Origin of the sequence: Arthrobacter sp. 9V (assembly GCF_902506065.1) — a bacterium.
In the GTDB taxonomy this organism is placed as follows: Bacteria; Actinomycetota; Actinomycetes; order Actinomycetales; family Micrococcaceae; genus Arthrobacter.
Window position 1 is genome coordinate 2,168,154 of record NZ_LR732912.1, and the last position, 16,165, is coordinate 2,184,318.

The 16,165-nt window shown below is 61.1% G+C and carries 12 protein-coding genes and 1 pseudogene; 5 read left to right on the plus strand and 8 right to left on the minus strand.

From position 1 onward, the window contains the following. From BACI9J_RS24325 to BACI9J_RS10215, 4 genes are all read left to right on the plus strand, one after another. Positions 1-380 (plus strand): DUF3516 domain-containing protein (locus BACI9J_RS24325; RefSeq protein ID WP_236558646.1); only part of this gene is annotated, 380 nt, incomplete at its 5' end. Positions 381-387: 7 nt separating this feature from the next. Continuing rightward, the gene (locus tag BACI9J_RS10205) at positions 388-1,773 is read left to right on the plus strand and encodes a CoA transferase (protein ID WP_159734268.1); all 1,386 of its coding nucleotides are present in this window, start codon (positions 388-390) and stop codon (positions 1,771-1,773) included. A 20-nt stretch (positions 1,774-1,793) separates the two neighbouring features. Further along, positions 1,794-2,306, plus strand: coding sequence for a GNAT family N-acetyltransferase (locus tag BACI9J_RS10210; protein ID WP_159734269.1), 513 nt, complete (start codon positions 1,794-1,796; stop codon positions 2,304-2,306). Further along, positions 2,299-3,627, plus strand: coding sequence for an alpha/beta fold hydrolase (locus BACI9J_RS10215; protein ID WP_159734270.1), 1,329 nt, complete (start codon positions 2,299-2,301; stop codon positions 3,625-3,627). Before BACI9J_RS10210 ends, BACI9J_RS10215 begins: the two co-directional genes overlap by 8 nt. On the opposite strand, the gene BACI9J_RS10220 is transcribed toward BACI9J_RS10215, so the two are convergent. The 4 genes and pseudogenes from BACI9J_RS10220 to coaE all read right to left on the minus strand — a co-directional run. Beyond that, the gene (locus tag BACI9J_RS10220) at positions 3,624-4,976 is read right to left on the minus strand and encodes an MFS transporter (RefSeq protein ID WP_159734271.1); all 1,353 of its coding nucleotides are present in this window, start codon (positions 4,974-4,976) and stop codon (positions 3,624-3,626) included. The two genes, BACI9J_RS10215 and BACI9J_RS10220, sit on opposite strands and share 4 nt — an antisense overlap. A gap of 29 nt (positions 4,977-5,005) precedes the next feature. Continuing rightward, a complete protein-coding gene (locus BACI9J_RS10225; RefSeq protein ID WP_159734272.1) occupies positions 5,006-6,034 on the minus strand; it encodes a TerC family protein in 1,029 nt (342 codons plus the stop codon). Positions 6,035-6,203: 169 nt separating this feature from the next. Beyond that, a complete protein-coding gene (gene uvrB / locus BACI9J_RS10230) occupies positions 6,204-8,303 on the minus strand; it encodes an excinuclease ABC subunit UvrB (RefSeq protein WP_159734273.1) in 2,100 nt (699 codons plus the stop codon). Positions 8,304-8,418: 115 nt separating this feature from the next. After that, positions 8,419-9,069, minus strand: a pseudogene (coaE, locus tag BACI9J_RS10235) (dephospho-CoA kinase); the annotation flags it as partial. Between the two features lie 22 nt (positions 9,070-9,091). On the opposite strand from coaE, the gene BACI9J_RS10240 reads away from it, so the two are divergent. Continuing rightward, positions 9,092-9,784, plus strand: coding sequence for an IMPACT family protein (locus tag BACI9J_RS10240; protein ID WP_159734274.1), 693 nt, complete (start codon positions 9,092-9,094; stop codon positions 9,782-9,784). 95 nt (positions 9,785-9,879) lie between these two features. Here the strand turns inward: BACI9J_RS10240 and rpsA are convergent, their stop codons facing one another. The 4 genes from rpsA to polA all read right to left on the minus strand — a co-directional run bounded on the left by rpsA (position 9,880) and on the right by polA (position 16,111). Beyond that, entirely contained in the window at positions 9,880-11,361 is a 1,482-nt protein-coding gene (gene rpsA / locus BACI9J_RS10245; RefSeq protein ID WP_026540604.1) for a 30S ribosomal protein S1, read from the minus strand. 191 nt (positions 11,362-11,552) lie between these two features. Then, entirely contained in the window at positions 11,553-11,822 is a 270-nt protein-coding gene (locus BACI9J_RS24330; RefSeq protein WP_236558647.1) for a polysaccharide deacetylase family protein, read from the minus strand. Between the two features lie 248 nt (positions 11,823-12,070). After that, positions 12,071-13,384 carry a GNAT family N-acetyltransferase gene (locus BACI9J_RS10255; protein WP_159734275.1) on the minus strand — a complete coding sequence of 438 codons (1,314 nt, stop codon included), beginning with the start codon at positions 13,382-13,384 and terminating at the stop codon, positions 12,071-12,073. 84 nt (positions 13,385-13,468) lie between these two features. Continuing rightward, on the minus strand, positions 13,469-16,111 hold the full coding sequence (polA, locus tag BACI9J_RS10260) for a DNA polymerase I (RefSeq protein WP_236558846.1): 2,643 nt from the start codon (positions 16,109-16,111) through the stop codon (positions 13,469-13,471). Between the last annotated feature and the right edge of the window lie 54 nt (positions 16,112-16,165).

Genomic DNA, 16,165 nt, shown 5'->3' on the forward strand with positions numbered 1-16,165 from the left:
CGCCTCCGCTGCTGACTTCCAATATCCGGGCCTTCAGGGTGATGGTCCGGAACGAAATGTTCCGCAGGGTTGAACTTTTTGCGGATGAGGATTCAGCCGCTTTGGGCGAACTTGATGCCGACGCCGGCTGGGAGGCAGAGCGGTGGGAGGAAGTCCTGGACGACTACTTTGACGAACATGACGACATCGGCACCGGGCCCGATGCCAGGGGTCCGGGGCTTCTGATCATTACCGAGGAACCAGGCACCTGGAAGGTCCGCCAGATCTTCGATGATCCTGCGGGCAACCACGACTGGGGTATTTCCGCCGAAGTGGACCTGGCAGCGTCCGATGAGACCGGCACCGCCGTGGTTCGGGTGACAGACGTCAACAGGCTGTAAGCTCGCCATGGAATCGGTCCCTGATCTGTCAGCCGGCTTGCGCGAGGCGGAAGCCCTGCGCAACGAACCGGCGGCATCCTGTGATGGTTCGCGTCGCTGGTGGGGCGGCGCCTTGGATGTGGAGGGCCTGGCAGTGGGGTCCGTTCAAAGCGCAGCCACAGCGCTGAATGCATTAACGGGTTCTCCAGGCAGATACTCGGTTGACTCAGGACTCGTTGCGGCTGCTTTTGATTCGCTGGGCCACCTTCGGATTGAGGGACCGAAGCCGCAGGGCTTCGCTCCGACGTCCGGATTCCGGCCCACTGCGGACGGCTGGATCCGCCTGCACGCCAACTACCCGCATCACGCTGCGCGTTTGATGGAGGCCCTTTCTGCCAGGACACCGCAGGACGTGGACCGGGCACTGTTGTCGATGACCTCCCGGGAGGCCGAGACCGTGATCGTGGCGCACAAAGGCGTGGCCGCCGCCGTTCGGAGTCGGGAAGAGTGGGTTTCTTCAGCCATGCATCCGGGGGCTCGCTCCGGGCCGTGGATCAGCCTCTCCCGTCACGAGGCGCAGCCCCGGGGTTGGGCTTCCTCGCCGTGGGTGCCCGCCGGGAACCCGTTGCGGCCGCTGGATGGCTTGAAAGTACTCGACCTTACCCGCGTGATCGCCGGGCCAACCGCCACCCGCCTCCTGGGGGCGCTTGGTGCTGACGTTCTGAGGATTGATCCCCCGTTCCTTCCCGAGCTGCCTGAGGCTTTCATTGACGAAGGGTTCGACAAACGCAGCGCTGAAGCTGATTTCAGGAAGGCCCGGGACTTGTCGGCTGTTCATTCTCTTGTGGCCTCTGCCGATGTGGTGGTCAGCGGCTACCGGAACGGGGTCCTGGACAAATACGGATTGAGCCCGGAAGCGCTGTTGGCTGCCAAGCCCGAGCTGGTGGCGGTCACCTTGACGGCCTGGGGCAATAGCGGGCCGTGGCGGGAAAGGCGGGGTTTCGACAGCCTCGTGCAGGCAGCCTGCGGGATTGCCGTGACTTATGGTCGGCAGGACGACGACGGCTGGAAGCCTGGTGCGCTCCCCGTCCAGGCCCTGGACCACGCCACCGGATACGGGTTGGCGGCGGCGGTGCTGACTCTACTGGCAGAGCGAATCAGGACCGGAACAGGAGGCTCAGCGGTGCTCTCCTTGGCGCGGACGGCGGAGGAACTCTTCGCTCTGCCTGCCGGCGGCCATGACAATCCTGTCAGCTCGTTGCAGGAGCCCGAGTACATGTTTGCGGACAGTCCCTACGGCCAGCTCAGATTTGTTGGACCACCTCTCGTTGTACAGGGAATGCCACTCACATACGGCCGGACGCCGGTGCTCTACGGAACGTCTCGCCTTGCATGGAGGCAGGAAGCCGGCTAGCCCCTAGTAAGCTCGAACGCATGAGTGTAATCCGCCCCGCCACCGTTGAAGATGTTCCTGCGATCCTGCGTATGATTCACGATCTTGCCATCTACGAAAAGGAGCCGGACGCCGTTAAAAACACTCCGGCCATGCTTACCGAAGTACTCTTTGGCGAGAACCCGCGTGTCTACGCCAGCATTGCCGAAAACAGTGCCGGTACAGTTCAAGGTTTCGCCCTCTGGTTCCTGAATTACTCCACGTGGGAAGGCGTTCACGGTATCTACCTTGAGGACCTCTATGTAGTTCCGGATGCGCGCGGCGAGGGCCATGGCAAGGCTCTGTTGCAGTACTTGGCTGCCACCGCCGTCGAACGTGGTTATGCCCGGGTGGAGTGGAGCGTCCTGAATTGGAACGAGCCCTCCATCAACTTCTACAAAAACCTGGGTGCATTCCCCCTGGAGGAATGGTCAACGTTCAGGCTGACCGGGGATGCCCTCCAGGCCTTTGGGGCGAACATCGGCGAGGCCAAAGAGGCACTCACCCATGGCTGACGCGTCCGGAGGTGCTCAGCACCGTATCCAAGCCCGCCATGAGTTCCGCGGACTCCGGACGGCGGAGCACTACTTCACCGTCCCCCTGGTGCACCACCAATCGGGAGTTGCCGGCGAGACGATCACCATCTTTGCAAGGGAATACTCCTCCACAAGCCATTCGCCGGAGGAGGCCGCCAAACTGCCATGGCTCCTCTATCTTCAGGGTGGGCCGGGCGGCCGGGGTAACCGGGTCACTTCGCTGTCCGGCTGGATGAAGGCAGCTGCGAAGGATTTCCGCATCCTGATGCTGGACCAGCGCGGAACCGGATTGTCCTCGCCGGTAGAACGGCAGTCTTTGGAGCTCCGGGGCGACGCCACTGCGCAAGCAGATTACTTGACCCACTTTCGTGCTGACTCCATCGTGGCCGACGCCGAGTACATCCGGGGCGTTCTTGGTTCCGCCCCCTGGTCAGTGCTGGGACAGAGCTTCGGTGGGTTCTGTGCGCTGACGTACCTGTCCTTCGCGCCGGAGGGGTTGCGCGAGGTGATGATCACCGGCGGCCTGGCCCCGCTCCAAGGTTCAGCGGACCGCGTTTATCAAGCAACGTTCCGTCGGGTTGCCGCAAGGAACGCAGAATATTTCTCGTGGTATCCGGAGGACAGGGAACAAGTGACGCGCATTGCCCGTCACTTGGAACAGCACCCTGAATTTCTGGCGAGCGGTGAGAGGTTAACGCCCGAGCGTTTCCAAATGGTGGGATCCTTCCTCGGCGGCAACGCAAGGGTGGATGCGCTCCACTACCTTTTGGAGGACGCGTTCATAGAGACGCTCGACGGTGAGTGGTTGTCCGAATCGTTCCTTGAACAGGTACGGGGCCTTGTCAGCCGATCGGGCAATCCGCTCTATGCCGTCCTTCACGAGTCCATCTATGGTCAAGGCGAGGCAACCAACTGGGCAGCCTGGCGAGTCCTGGAGGACTACCCTGAGTTCAAGCCCGATGCCGATGAGCCACTGCTCACCGGAGAAATGGTGTACCCCTGGTACTTCGAACAGGACCCGTCGCTCGTTCCCCTGCAAGGTGTTGCCGAAGAACTAGCGGCCAGGAAAGACTGGAAACCGTTGTACGACCCCGCCCGGTTGGCGTCCAATGCCGTCCCTGTCGCGGCCGCCGTTTATAGAGACGACATCTACGTGGACCATGATCTCTCGATGGAGACCGCCGCAGCCGTCCGTGGACTCCAAACCTGGGTCACATCGGACTTCCACCACGATGGCATCGGCGAAGACGGCGAGGGCATCTTCACAAGACTTTTTGGCATGGTCCGCGCTTATCGCTAGCCGGATGCGGCGTCGGCTGCCCCGTTCATCAATGCTGACTTACGCTGGCGACCAATGGCGAAGGCCGCCAAGGCCAGCACCGCTGCGGCGAGAACGCTGGAAGCCATGTTCAGGCCTTGATAGCCGATCCACGCAAGGAGCACGCCTGACGTGGCGCCTCCAAGCGCGCCCGCAGCACCCATCAGCGTGTCCGAGACACCTTGCACGGTGACCCGCTGATCGGGGTCAATGCTCTCAGCCAACAGCGTTGAACCCGCAATTGTTGCCGCAGACCAGCCAAGGCCCAGAAGAATCAGTCCTGCAGTCACCAACACGGGCTCGTGCTGGCCGAATCCAGCAATGAACACGGCCACCAACAGGAGTCCGTGACCCATGGCAATGGTCTGAAAGCGGCCGGCCTTGTCCGTGAGCCACCCCCAGAGCGGCGACAGGGCGAACATACCGGCGATGTGAAGAGAAATAGTGATGCCGATAACCACCAGTGCGTCCGTGCTCTCAGTGGTCCCGCCATGGTGTCCCTCGTGGGATCCGCCCACAAGCTGTTGAAGATGCAATGGTGTCATGGACATGACCGCCACCATGACGCCGTGCGCAGCTACCACTGCCGCCAGCGCCACCATGGCCTGAGGCGATGAACGCACGGCACGAAGACCTGACCGGATGGTTCCCCGCACAGGCTGCGTTGCCGGCGCGCTGCCTGAATCAGCATGACGGGCGAGGCGTCGGGCCAGCAACAAGGGGTCCGGACGCAAGCCCGCGAACAGCAGCCCGGCAGCCAAAAGCAGACCCATTGCCGAGAAAACGAAAGGTCCTGCAATGGGCGGCAGGCCAAGCGCCGAACCTAGTGCGGCGCCGGGCTGAATGAGGTTGGGACCTGCCACAGCCCCTATGGTGATGGCCCAGACCACGGTAGATAAGGATCGTCCGCGGCGCTCGGGTTCGGCGAGGTCGACGGCGGCGAAGCGTGCTTGCAGGTTCGCCGCCGTGCCCAGGCCGAGGAAGGCTGCGCCCAGCAAAAGCAGCAGGAACGAACTGCTCATTACTGAAGCAATCACAAGCAATGCACCGGTCATCGCGGCCAACAGCCCGGTGACGAGTCCAACGCGCCGGCCGCGCGTCTCAGCCAACCTCGCCAGCGGAAGAGCGGCAATGGCTGCGGCCAGTGTCAGGACGGTGGTGATGGAGCCTGCCCAGGCCTCAGAACCTGACAAGTCCACGGCCAGCAAGGACCCGATGGACAGGGTGGCACCGTTGCCAACCCCGCTGAGCAACTGTGCCGAACTGAGCAGGAAAACAGTACGGCGCTGAACCCGTTGCGGGTCCAGCGCCGTAGCAGAAGTGGTAGTCACTTCATGAGACTACAACTTTTGAACGTCGGTTACTCTGCGTCGCTCAAGCTCTTCCTGGCATCTTCCTCGAGGCGGGCATCCAGTTTGGCTTGCCGTGCTTGCGGGCTCATAAGGCTGGCCACCACTGCAACGATGATGGTGCCCACAATGACTGCCAATGAAACGTAGGTGGGGATCTCAGGAGCCCACTCGATGTGGTGGCCGCCGTTGATGAACGGGAGCTCGTTCACGTGCATGGCGTGCAGGACAAGTTTTACGCCGATGAAGGCCAGAATCACGGACAGTGCGTGCTTCAGGTACACCAGGCGTGTCATGAGTCCGCCGAGGAGGAAGTACAACTGACGAAGGCCCATCAAAGCAAAAATATTGGCAGTAAACACGATGAAGGCACTCTGCGTCAGGCCGAAGATCGCGGGGATGGAGTCCACAGCGAAAAGCAGATCCGTCAGGCCGATGGTCACGAAGACGATCAGCATGGGGGTGAAGACCTTCTTACCGTCGACGACGGTCCGCAACTTGCCGCCGTCGAACTTTTCGGACATTGGGAGGACCTTGCGAAGGCGTGCGATCAGCGGGTTCTCCGCGCCTTCTTCCTCGTCCTCGCCCGAATCCTTGGCCTGCTTCCAGGCCGTCCAGAGCAGGAACGCCCCGAAGATGTAGAAGACCCAGCTGAACTGTTCAATGACCACTGCGCCCAGGGCAATGAAGATGCCGCGAAGGATCAGCGCAATGATGATGCCCACCATCAGCACTTCCTGCTGGTACTTTCGGGGCACGGAGAAGCGGGCCATGATGATGATGAATACAAAGAGGTTGTCAATGCTGAGGCTGTACTCAGTGACCCATCCGGCGACGAACTGGCCGCCGTACTCAGGGCCGGCGAAGGCGAACATGGCAACTGCGAAAAGCAGCGCCAGCGCTACATAGAAGCCAACCCACAGGCCGGCTTCTTTCATGGAAGGTTCGTGGGGACGCTTGACGACCAACAGGAGGTCGATAGCCAGGATGATTCCGAGAACGACAAAGGAGCCGATCTCAAACCAGACGGGAAGCTGCATTAAAGGTGCCTTTCGCAGGGTACGGGAAAGCGGTGTAAGTCTCTCCGGCCTGCCAGGGTGCGATGAATGCAAAAATTTGGCGGCCCGCTAGATCCGGCGAGGCATCTGTGCCTTGCGTGCTGACGGACGTAGCGCTTGGGATACTCCCCTACGTGACCTCAACTTTACCTTAGGCGTGCCCGGCGGACTGCATCTGACGTAATTCGCGCTTCAACTCCTTGACTTCATCACGGATGCGGGCGGCGACTTCGAACTGCAATTCAGCAGCGGCACCGTGCATCTGTTCCGTCAGTTGCTCGATAAGGCCCACAAGGTCCTCAGCGGGAGCAGCGGCCAGGCCGTCCTGGCGAACCGTGGCAGCACCCTTGGCAGCGGTCTTGCTGCGCTTGGCACCCTTGGCCAGCCGGTTGTTGTTGAGCAGTTCCTGGGTGTCGGCGTCTTCCTTGGCCAACTGATCGGTGATGTCCGCAATTTTCTTGCGCAGCGGCTGGGGGTCAATGCCGTGGTCGGTGTTGTACTGCACTTGGATGGCACGGCGGCGGTTGGTCTCCTCAATGGCATGGGCCATGGAGTCAGTGATCCTGTCTGCGTACATATGGACTTGGCCCGAGACGTTACGGGCGGCACGGCCAATGGTCTGGATCAGGGAGGTGGAGGACCGCAGGAAACCTTCCTTGTCGGCATCCAGAATGCTCACCAAGGAAACCTCTGGAAGGTCCAAGCCTTCGCGGAGCAGGTTGATACCAACCAAGACGTCGAAAACGCCCATCCGGAGTTCCCGGAGCAGTTCCACCCGTCGCAGAGTATCGACGTCGGAGTGCAGGTACTCCACCTTGACACCATGTCCCACCAGGTAGTCGGTAAGATCCTCCGCCATGCGCTTGGTCAAGGTGGTGACCAGAACGCGTTCATTCTTTTCCGTACGGGTCCGGATCTCGCCGAGAAGGTCATCGATCTGTCCCTTGGTGGGCTTGACCACTACTTCGGGATCGATGAGGCCGGTGGGACGAATGATCTGCTGTACATAGCCATCTGCCTTACCGAGCTCATACTTGCCCGGGGTGGCGGACAGGTACACGGTCTGGCCGATGCGTTCCAGGAATTCGTCCCATTTCAGGGGCCTGTTATCCATGGCCGAGGGAAGCCGGAAGCCGAAGTCCACGAGGTTCCGCTTCCGGGACATATCGCCCTCGTACATTGCCCCGATCTGCGGAATCGTGACGTGCGATTCGTCCACTACAAGCAGGAAGTCATCCGGGAAGTAGTCGATCAGGCAGTGTGGCGCCGTTCCTGGCTCGCGGCCATCAATGTGGACGGAGTAGTTCTCAATGCCGTTGCAGAAACCCATCTGCTGCATCATCTCGAGATCGTACGTGGTGCGCATCCGGAGCCGCTGGGCCTCCACTAACTTGTTTTGGCCTTCGAGGACCTTCAAACGGTCCGCAAGTTCATCCTCAATCCGTTTGATGGCTCGTGCCATACGTTCAGGACCGGCTACGTAGTGCGAGGCCGGGAAGACGTACATCTCCTCTTCGTCCCGCAATACCTCACCGGTGAGGGGATGGAGGGTTTGAATGTTCTCGATCTCATCACCGAAGAACTCGATTCTGATGGCAAGTTCCTCGTACATGGGAATGATCTCCACGGTGTCCCCGCGGACCCGGAATGTGCCCCGGTGGAAGTCCATGTCATTCCTCGCGTACTGCATGGAGACGAACTTCCTCAGGAGGTGATCCCGGTTCATTTCCGCGCCCTTGCGGAGCGTGACCATGCCTGCGATGTACTCTTCCGGCGTACCCAGACCATAGATGCAGGACACCGTAGCCACCACGATCACATCGCGCCGGGTGAGCAGGGCGTTGGTGGCCGAGTGCCGAAGCCTTTCGACTTCCTCATTGATGGAGGAGTCTTTTTCAATGAACGTGTCCGTCTGCGCTACATAGGCCTCGGGCTGGTAGTAGTCGTAGTAGGAGACGAAGTATTCCACTGCATTGTTGGGCAGGAGTTCCCTGAACTCGTTGGCCAGCTGTGCGGCCAGGGTCTTGTTCTGGACCATCACCAGGGTTGGGCGTTGGACCTGCTCAATGAGCCACGCCGTGGTGGCGCTCTTGCCCGTACCTGTGGCACCGAGGAGGACGACGTCTTTTTCGCCGTTGTTGATTCGTTCGGTCAGTTCGGCAATGGCGGTGGGCTGATCTCCGGCAGGTTTGAACTCACTGATTACTTCGAAGGGCGCGACGACACGATTGATCTCCTGGGCAAGACTCATAAAACCAATCTACCCCCGCCCCAGGACAGCTACTGTCCGCGTTTGCCTTCAGCAGAAGAGATATACGACGGCGGCGTGAAGCCTGTGCGGTTCAGCCACTGGGCGTGATCGGGTTGTGCGGACTGACCGACCCGTTATCACGCGGAGCTCCGGAGCTGTGGTAGAGGCTATTTGCCAAGGGCACCAGCCGGTGTTCCCACAAAGTATCCACCGCTGCGAGCAACTGTTCCCGGGTTCCGGAGTTGTCCAGAACAACGTCGGCAGCGGCATTCCGTTCAGCGCGCGTGGCCTGTGAGGCCATGCGGGCCATCGCTTCCTCGGTGGTCATCCGTCGAAACTCCACCATGCGTTGGATGCGTATGTCATCCGGGGCATCCACCACCACCACCAGGTGGAAGTTGCGGCCCTGCCCTGTTTCGACAAGCAAAGGAATGTCCTGGACCACGATGTCCTCGGGGCCGGCCTTTGCCACCATGGCTGCGGCTGCCTCGCGGACCAGCGGGTGAACGATGCCGTTAAGCACCTCGCGCTGCGAAGGATCTTTGAATACGATGGCTCCGAGCTTGGGCCGATCAAGCTTTCCCTGTGAGTCGAGAATGCCCGGGCCGAATGCGTCCACAACGCGCGCCAGCCCGGGGGTTCCAGGCTTCACCACTTCCCTCGCAAGGTGGTCCGCGTCCACCAGGATCGCGCCCAATTCCCGCAACCTTGAGGCCACCAGTGATTTTCCCGAGGCGATGCCGCCCGTCAGCCCAATCTTCAGCACCCTCCAACACTAGACTGAAGCGGTGGAAAATGAGGAAGACAGCCGCGCGACAACATACACAACAGTCGCGGCCGGTTCGGACTTCCGCCACGAACTGGAAATCCGGAGGTCTCGTTTCATCACGGTCCTGCGGCGGTCACCCGACGAGGAAACTGCCCGTTCACTGGTCAGTGATCTTCGGCGTGAATTCCACGACGCCCGCCATCACTGCTCAGCTTTCGTCATAGGTCCCGATCGCATGGTTCAACGGTCCAGCGACGACGGCGAACCATCCGGTACGGCTGGGATCCCCATGCTGGAAGCACTTATCAAACGTGAGACTTCACCAAAGGTGGCAGACCTCAGCGACGTAAGTGTCGTCGTCGTGCGCTATTTCGGCGGGGTTCTCTTGGGAGCGGGCGGCCTTGTCCGCGCCTACTCCGAATCCGTGTCCGCAGCATTGGACCTGGCGCCGTTGGTTCAGCGGCGTCGGCTTCGATTGTGTGCCATTGATGTCCCCCACTCCGATGCCGGCCGCTTGGAAAACGAACTGCGCAACGCCGGGTATGTCATGGCCGAGACAGGATATGAGGCCCTGCACGCGGTTCTTCGAGTGGCCCTGCCTGATGAGGCAGGCACCATCTCCGAGGCCCACGCACGGCTGGCTTCCCTGACGGCAGGGAATCTCCAGCTGCGGCCGCAGGGAACCAAGTGGGTAGACCTTCCCGCTCGGTAAGGTGGACCCGCTGAGTAAGTTTAAGCAAAAGGACCCCCGCCCGGAGGCAGGGGTCCTTCTTTGGCTATTCAGCACATCCCGTGAGGGAGGCGGAATTAGTTGCCGGTCAGCTTCTCACGCAGTGCGGCGAGTGCTTCGTCGGACGCCAGGGTACCGCCGCCGGTGTTGGACTCAGCAGCAGCCGGCTCCGAAGAGTAGCTGGTGGTGCCGGAATCGCTCTCACCGGACGTTGCAGCAGCAGCGTCGTCAGCAGCGTGCTGGGCAACCTGCTTCTTGTGAGCTTCCCAACGGGTCTGGGCGTCAGCGTACTGCTGCTCCCAAGCGGCGCGCTGGGTCTCGTAGCCTTCGAGCCATTCGTTCGACTCGGGGTCGAAGCCCTCAGGGTACTTGTAGTTGCCCTCTTCGTCGTACTCAGCGGCCATGCCGTACAGAGCGGGATCGAACTCGGTGCTGTCAGCGTCAACGCCCTCGTTAGCCTGCTTGAGGGAGAGGGAGATGCGGCGACGCTCGAGGTCGATGTCGATGACCTTGACGAACAGTTCGTCACCAACGGAGACAACCTGCTCTGCCAGCTCCACGTGGCGGACAGCCAGCTCGGAGATGTGCACGAGGCCTTCGATGCCGTCTTCGACGCGAACGAACGCACCGAACGGAACCAGCTTGGTGACCTTACCCGGAACAACCTGGCCGAGGGCGTGGGTGCGGGCGAAGGTCTGCCACGGATCTTCCTGCGTAGCCTTGAGCGACAGGGAGACACGCTCGCGGTCCAGATCCACTTCGAGGACCTCGACGGTGACTTCCTGGCCAACCTCGACAACCTCGGACGGGTGGTCGATGTGCTTCCAGGACAGCTCGGAAACGTGAACGAGGCCGTCTACGCCGCCCAGGTCCACGAATGCACCGAAGTTGACGATGGAGGAAACAACGCCCGGACGAACCTGGCCCTTTTCCAACTTGTTGAGGAACGTGGAGCGAACCTCGGACTGAGTCTGCTCGAGCCATGCACGGCGGGACAGCACAACGTTGTTGCGGTTCTTGTCCAGCTCGATGATCTTGGCTTCGATCTGCTGACCGATGTACGGAGCGAGGTCGCGGACACGACGCATCTCCACGAGCGATGCGGGCAGGAAGCCACGCAGGCCGATGTCCAGGATGAGGCCACCCTTGACAACCTCGATGACGGTACCGGTAACGACACCGTCTTCTTCCTTGACCTTCTCGATGTCGCCCCAGGCGCGCTCGTACTGAGCACGCTTCTTGGAGAGGATCAGACGGCCTTCCTTGTCTTCCTTGGTGAGAACCAAAGCTTCGACCTGATCGCCAACGGCGACGACGTCACCGGGATCAACATCGTGCTTGATGGAAAGCTCGCGGGAAGGGATGACACCTTCGGTCTTGTAACCGATGTCGAGCAGAACTTCGTCGCGGTCGACCTTGACGACGGTACCTTCGACGAGGTCTCCGTCGTTGAAGTACTTGATGGTGGCGTCGACAGCTGCGAGGAAGTCCTCAGCGGTACCGATGTCGTTAATCGCGACTACGGGGGTACCGGGCTTCTCGGTGGAGGTGATGGTCATGTAGTAGGGGCTCCGTTGTGGATAGTAAGTCGGTCAGGCAAACCGCTGCCGCCCGGGTCCGGACGGCAGAACACGGCAAATTACCGGGTCATCCTGATTTGTGGATTAGTACAAATGGATGCATGCACGTAGTACACGCCCGTTTATTCTAGTCGCATTGGCAAAGCGGGGTCAAAAGGAGTGCTACAGCGTCAGGACGTCTCCGTGAAGTTGACCGGCAGAATTCCAAGCTTTCGAGTCATCTCTACGGCGACGTCGTCATAATACGCAGTCCCCGGACGGAAGAACCGGGCCGGATGTCCAGTGAGTTCCTGCAAAATGCCCTGATTGCCCATCAACTCGTCGTAGGCGGCTGCAATCGTGGCAGTTCCTTGAATGCCGTAAGCCGCCCTGCCGTTAACTGAAAGCGGAAGGTGGGCGGTGCCGTGATTGGCCAGTTCAAACAGCGGATCGGCTGCCACTCCTGAAAACCCTTCGTCGGCTCAACGTCTCCGTCACGTGGAGTCCCCATTCCCTGGGCTGCCTTCGGGCAAACTCTGCCACGATCTGCTGCTTGCCCGTACATCCGGTCAGCGCAGCTGAAGCAAAGCCTGCCATTCCAAGCAGCACTGATCGCCGGCCGGCCAACGGCCGCCGCTTGGAATCCCCCATGGATGTCCCTATCTGATGGTGACTATTTGATGGTGATGGTGGTGGTGGCCGGCGCCTTCTAGAAGTGCGTCAGGCAGTGCGCCGAGCGTTCGGCAGTAAACAGCTGCTGCGCCAGGAAGGCCGCTCCGGGAGTGTGTTCGGCGACGCGACCTGCCGCCGCCAAGGTCACAGGCGACACAGCCCCGAGATAAATCGACGCGAGGTCGGCGGCGTCCAGGCTGAGGTCCGGCGTCTCGCCGGGCGCCTCAGTCACGACGGCGGCAGCGTCGCCGTCGGACTCAAGTACCCAGGTGCCGCCAGCCATATCCAAAGAATCGCTCACATGGAGCACCAGCTTGCCTGCCACCGGGAAGTGGCGGGCACGCAGGGCGGCCGGTGTGTCCAGGATCCGGAGCCAGAGCATGTCTCTGATTTCAGAAGCGTCTATGCATCTGGGATCAACCAGTGCCCACACCAGGGGATCGTCCACGGGTGCTTCCGCCCAGGTCACTTCATCGATGAGATCGATGCTGCCAAGGAACCTCCACAGGTCCAGGTAAGCGGCGTTGCTTGCCGCGACGAGGTCCACGATTTCCATGGTGTACGGCTTGTGTTCCCAACCTTTGAAGCGGTAGGAAACGTAGCCATCCAGCGCGCCGGACTGATCGTAGTGGAGGGCGCATCGGACGGAGGTATCCGGCTTGCCGTCGTGGCCAATGGAACCGGAGGCGAGCAGCCGGTAGTACTCCTGCCGGTCGACCGAACCCGGGGAGAGACGTTGGACACGTTCGAAGACCTGCGGGGCTACGTCCATCAACACCGAGGGATCGGCCACTTCAACGGTTCCCTCGGGCAGTCCCCGGAGCTGGAACCGGGGGCCGGTATCAACTTTGATGCTTCTCTCGAAGGTGGCCACACCAAAACCAAAGCGCCCATAGACGGACGCCTCGGACGCCGTCAGGGCTGCCATGGCGAGGCCATCATCCTTGGCCGCTTCCAAGTCGGCGGTGATCATGCCACGCAGGATGCCGTTCCGCCGGTGGGTGCCGCGGACCGTGACGGCAGTGACGAGGTTGCAGTCGAGTTGGCGTCCAAAGCCGATGTTCAAGACCTTACGCATGGTGGCATACGTTGCCACCGGAACGTCTGCCCCAAGAGAGTGCTCCGGCACGCTGCCATTGACGTAAACAGCCGTCAGCTCGCGCTGATCTTTTTGATAGGCGGCCAGGGTTTTGGCCAGGTACTCATCATCGCGCCGCTGCTGGTGGAATCCGTGGGAGACCGCCTGTACCCAAGTGGTGCAGCGGCTGTAGCCGGCGTGCTGTGAGTCAGCTACAGCGGGGAATCGTTGGACGGTGTACTTTCCGGACGTGTTTTCATTGGGATCGGCCACGCTCTCGAGCCTAGCCAGACGCCGAAGGGCGCGCCACCATCTCGGCGGCGCGCCCTTCGGCGTTCCCTTGAATGCAGTGCCGGGTTAGTGGCCGGCCTCGTACCAGCTGGAACCGACGCCGATCTGGACATCCAATGGCACAGACAACTCAGCGGCGGAGCCCATCTGTTCGATGACCAGCTTCTCGACGGTTTCGCGTTCCCCGGGGGCAACTTCCAAAACGAGTTCGTCGTGGACCTGAAGCAGCATGCGCGACTTGAGGCCCTGGCTGGCGAGCTCTGCAGAGACGCCCAGCATGGCCCGCTTGATGAGGTCCGCAGCCGAGCCTTGGATGGGCGAGTTCAGGGCGATACGTTCGGCTGCTTCGCGGGCCTGACGGTTGGTGCTGGTCAGGTCAGGAAGGTAACGGCGACGGCCTTCAATGGTGGCCGTGTAGCCGTCGGTCCTGGCTTGATCCACTACTCCCCGCAGGTAGTCACGCACGCCGCCGAAGCGGTCGAAGTAATCCTTCATCAGTGTCCGTGCTTCATCGACGGAGATCTCCAACTGCTTTGACAAGCCAAAGGAGGTCAGGCCATAAGCCAAGCCGTAGGACATTGCCTTCACCTTGGAGCGCATGGCGCTGGTGACTTCGTCAGGCGCCACGTTGAAGATTCTCGATCCAACGAACCGGTGCAGGTCCTCGCCGTCGCGGTACGCCTGGATCAGCGCTTCGTCGCCTGAAAGATGTGCCATGATGCGCATCTCGATCTGGGAGTAGTCGGCCGACAGCAAACACTCATAGCCTTCGCTGACCACGAAGATGCCGCGGACCCTGCGGCCTTCCTCGCTTCGGACGGGGATGTTCTGCAGGTTGGGGTTGTTGGAGGAGATGCGGCCGGTGGCTGCGATGTTCTGGGCGTAGGTGGTGTGGATGCGAGCGTCATCGGCGACGGACTTCTTGAGCGTCTCCACCATCTGGGCAAGCTTGGACGACTCACGGTGCGCCATGAGCTGGACCAGGAATTCGTGTCCGGTCTTCTCCAGCAGGCCCTTCAAGGACGCTGCATCGGTGGTGTAGCCCGACTTGATCTTCTTGGTCTTGGGCAGACCGAGTTCCTCGAAAAGGACTGTCTGCAACTGCTTGGGTGAACCGAGGTTTACCTCGTGCCCGATCGCAGCAAAAGCCTGTTCCTGGGCGTTCTCGATCACCTTGGTGAGGTCAGCGAGCTGCTCATCCATGCGGTCCGTGGATACGAAGATGCCGGTCAGCTCCATCTGCGCAAGTACGCGTGCGACGGGAAGTTCCAGTGTGGTCAACAGGGCATCAGCCTTGATCTCGGCAAGTTCCGTTTCGAAGTGCTTGCTGAGGGCGTGCACGACGGCGGCATGCTGGACAAGCGCTGCGGCGGCAGCCTGGTCTGTTTCGCCGGAGAGGTCCAGCTCCAACTGCCCGGACTGGGCAGCGGCTGTGGCAAGTGTGATCTTCAGGTGCACTTGGGCGAGTTCGGCAAGATCATAGCTACGGCGGTCCGGCTGGATCAGATAGCCGGAGATGGAGGTGTCATCCACCACGCCTTCCAAGCCGAGGCCACGGTTGTGAAGAGCCTTCAGGGCTGACTTGAACTCGTGCAGCACCTTGGCTTCCTCGGGGTCCTTGAGCCACCGCGCAAGGACCGACTCCGCTGCAGCGTCCAGGCTTGTCAGTTCGATGTACGCGGCTCCGTTGCTTCGGACAACAGCCAGGGCGCTTGCGTCATCACCGATGCGTCCGGGCACCAGCTGCACTGCCAGCGCCGAACGCACGCCGGACCCGGCTGCGAAGAAGGACTCAAGGCCTGCGGCGTCGGTGAGGACGGAGTATTCCGGGGCTTCGATGGTATCCGGAGCCTCTCCGGCGGTGTCGTCACCGTAGAGATCGAACAGCCGCGTGCGGAGCGTCCGGAACTCGAGTTCCTCAAAGAGCTCTTCAATCGCTTGGCGATCCGGACGGGGCTCGTGCAAGTCAGCCAACGTGACGGGCAGCTCAAGGTCTGTCAGCAGCCGGTTAAGCCTGCGGTTGCGCTTGACGTTCTCAATGTTCTCCTTGAGGGCTCCGCCCACCTTGCCACCGATCGAATCAAGGTTTTCCAGGATGCCTTCGAGGCCTCCGTAAAGGTTGATCCACTTGGCAGCGGTCTTGGGCCCAACGCCGGGAACGCCAGGCAGGTTGTCGGCAGTTTCGCCAACAAGCGCGGCGAGGTCCGAGTACAGGCCGGGCTTGACGAAGTACTTCTCTTCGATGGCGGCGGCGTCCATCCTGGGAATGTTGCTCACGCCCTGCTTGGGGTACAGCACAAAGACGTTGTCATTGATGAGCTGGAAGGCATCCCTGTCCCCGGACACCAGCAAGACCTCGAAGCCTGCGGCGTCGCCCTGCGCTGCCAGCGTAGCGAGGACATCGTCGGCTTCATATCCGGGCATGGCGATTGTCCGGATACCCCAGGCTTCCATGACCTTGGCTATCAGACGGATCTGGCCTGCAAACTCGGCGGGCGTGGCGTTACGGCCGCCCTTGTATTCGCTGTACTCCGCCTTGCGGAACGTAGTGTCATCCGAGACGTCAAAGGCCACTGCAACGTGTGTTGGCTTCTGGTCCTTGATGAGGTTGATCAGCATGGACGTGAACCCGTGCACGGCGTTGGTGTATTGCCCCCTGGCCGTAGAGAAATTCTCTGCAGGAAGGGCATAGAAAGCCCGGAATGCCATGGAGTGGCCGTCCAGGACCAGCAACCTTGGCCGGCCCTCCCCCGTGGCGCTGGT

What these genes read in the sequence shown, in the direction of transcription:
- BACI9J_RS10215 (WP_159734270.1), top strand. Translation starts at nt 2,299, where the DNA reads ATGGCTGACGCGTCCGGAGGTGCTCAGCACCGTATCCAAGCCCGCCAT.
- rpsA (WP_026540604.1), bottom strand. Translation starts at nt 11,361, where the DNA reads ATGACCATCACCTCCACCGAGAAGCCCGGTACCCCCGTAGTCGCGATT.
- BACI9J_RS10225 (WP_159734272.1), bottom strand. Translation starts at nt 6,034, where the DNA reads ATGCAGCTTCCCGTCTGGTTTGAGATCGGCTCCTTTGTCGTTCTCGGA.
- BACI9J_RS10210 (WP_159734269.1), top strand. Translation starts at nt 1,794, where the DNA reads ATGAGTGTAATCCGCCCCGCCACCGTTGAAGATGTTCCTGCGATCCTG.
- BACI9J_RS10205 (WP_159734268.1), top strand. Translation starts at nt 388, where the DNA reads ATGGAATCGGTCCCTGATCTGTCAGCCGGCTTGCGCGAGGCGGAAGCC.
- uvrB (WP_159734273.1), bottom strand. Translation starts at nt 8,303, where the DNA reads ATGAGTCTTGCCCAGGAGATCAATCGTGTCGTCGCGCCCTTCGAAGTA.
- polA (WP_236558846.1), bottom strand. Translation starts at nt 16,111, where the DNA reads ATGGCATTCCGGGCTTTCTATGCCCTTCCTGCAGAGAATTTCTCTACG.